Raw genomic sequence first — 2,125 nt, 5'->3', positions numbered from 1 at the left:
CGGCGTCGGTTATACCCTGCGGGCAATCGTCGAACGCCGTCTCAGTTCGCACTGGACGCTCGGCGCCGGCATCGACATTCAACAGGCGAAGGACTATACGCCGAGCCACGCGTTGATTTATCTGCGCTATTCCCTGGCCGGCTGGCAGGGGGATCTCGATTTGCCGCCGCAGCCGTTGACGCCTTACGCCGACTTTAAGTAGTCGGAAGAGGAAAGATTCGGAGTGTCGGACGCCGGGGAGTTTTGTTACCCTGTGTCCGGGTCGTGTTTGTTCGCTTTAGGAAAAGACTGAAACCCGCGATTTTCTTGGTTTTGCCTGCGGCATAGCCAGATAAAAACAGCCGATGATCGAGTATACTCAGCCCGGTTCGAGGGGGCGGGTGAGAGTCAGCCCCCTTTTTGTTTTAGCCCGATTTCACGGAGAGCAGGTTTGCGGGTCAGGCGTTCGTTAACGATTAAGCAGATGGCGACAGTGTCCGGCGTGGCGCTGGTCACGATCTGCATCTTTATCGTGATCCAGTTATTCCACTTTGTGCAGCAGCGCAGGGATGACTACGCCCAGCAACTGGAGAATATCGCTCACTCCGTGCGCCAGCCGCTGGCGGAAGCGGTGCTGCGGATGGACGTGCCGGAAGCCAAAAGGGTGCTGAACACCCTGTTGCCGGTCGGCATTCTTAGTCGGGCGGATATCGTCTTGCCGAACGAGTTTCAGGCGCTGCACGCCAATTTCCCGCCGGAGCGGCCGGTGCCGACGCTGATCGCCCGGCTGTTTGAACTGCCTATCCAAATTTCCGTGCCGCTCTATTCGCTGGAACGGGTGCCGGCCAACCAGCAGCCGCTGGCCTATCTGGTGCTGCAGGCCGATTCGTTCCGCATGTACCAGTTTATCCTCAGCATTTTGTCGACCATGCTGTCGACCTACCTGCTGCTGGCGCTGATCCTGTCGGTGGCCATCACCTGGTGCATGAACCGGTTGATGGTGCACCCGCTGCGCGCGATGGCCAAAGAGCTGGAGAACATCTCGCAGGACGAAGCGCCCTATCACCAACTGATGCTGCCGGCGCTGCACCAGGACGACGAGCTCGGCCTGCTGGTGCGCAACTACAACCGCAATCAACAGACGTTGGCCAAGGCGCATGCCGACATGAGCCGCCTGAGCACCCGCCACCCGGTGACCGAATTGCCAAATCCGGCGTTGCTGAACGCGTTGCTGGAACAGCATATCGCCTCCAGCCTGCGCCCCGAGCGTTTTAACCTGTTGGTGATCGGCATCGAGACGCTGCATGAAGCGTCTGGCGTGATGAGCCCGGCGATGCGTGAAGCGTTGCTGCTGGCGTTGGCGAAGAAGCTGCGCGGCTGCATCGACGAAAACGGCGTGCTGGCACAGCTGAGCAATACCGAATTCGCCATTCTGGCCAAGGGCATCGAGCGGCCGTTCCACGCCATGCAGCTGGCGCGGCGTATCATGGCGGAGATCAACGCGCCGTTGACGCTGGAAGGTTTGGCGCTGCGGCCCAACGCCAGTATCGGCATCGCGCACTACCTCAATCAGGGGGAGAGTGCGGAACAGCTGCTGCGCAGCGCCACCTCGGCGATGATGTCCGCGCACCGCGAAGGAAAAAATCAAATCCTGTTCTTCGAGCCCAGCCTGACGGAACGCACGCAGAAGCGGTTGACCCAGGAGAGCGAGATCTTGCACGGCATCGAGCAGCGGCATTTCACGCTGTTCCTGCAGCCGCAGATCGACATGCAGTCCAACGAGGTGATCGGCGCCGAAGCGCTGCTGCGTTGGCAGCAGTATGACGGCAGCTATACCCTGCCGGCCGACGTTATCCCGCTGGCGGAAGAGCTGGGTGTGATCGTGCCTCTCGGCAACTGGGTGTTGGAAGAGTCCTGCCGCATCCTGGCAGACTGGCAGCAACGCGGCATTGCGCTGCCGCTGGCGGTCAACGTTTCCGGTATTCAGATGCAACATGAGGCGTTTGTTCCGCATCTGAAAAACCTGCTGGCGCAGTATCGGATCGATCCGCGCAAGCTGCTGCTGGAGATCACCGAGACGGTACGTATCGACGATCTCGACCACGCGCTGGCGCTGCTGCGTGAGCTGCACGATCTGGGATTGTCT

2 protein-coding genes are annotated in these 2,125 nt (G+C 60.3%); both read left to right on the top strand.

Features of this window, described 5'->3' with window-relative positions; translation table 11 throughout:
- Positions 1-202, top strand: a 202-nt coding sequence (locus tag ACZ60B_RS42875; protein ID WP_469397505.1) for a cellulose synthase subunit BcsC-related outer membrane protein, incomplete at its 5' end; no start/stop codon positions are given.
- Between the two features lie 228 nt (positions 203-430).
- On the top strand, positions 431-2,125 hold a 1,695-nt coding region (gene hmsP, locus ACZ60B_RS42870), incomplete at its 3' end, for a biofilm formation regulator HmsP (protein WP_469397487.1).

Source organism: Streptomyces sp. NPDC104096, from assembly GCF_055584385.1.
The sequence above is the reverse complement of the archived record's forward strand: the minus strand, read 5'-3'. Positions and strand labels throughout refer to the sequence as shown.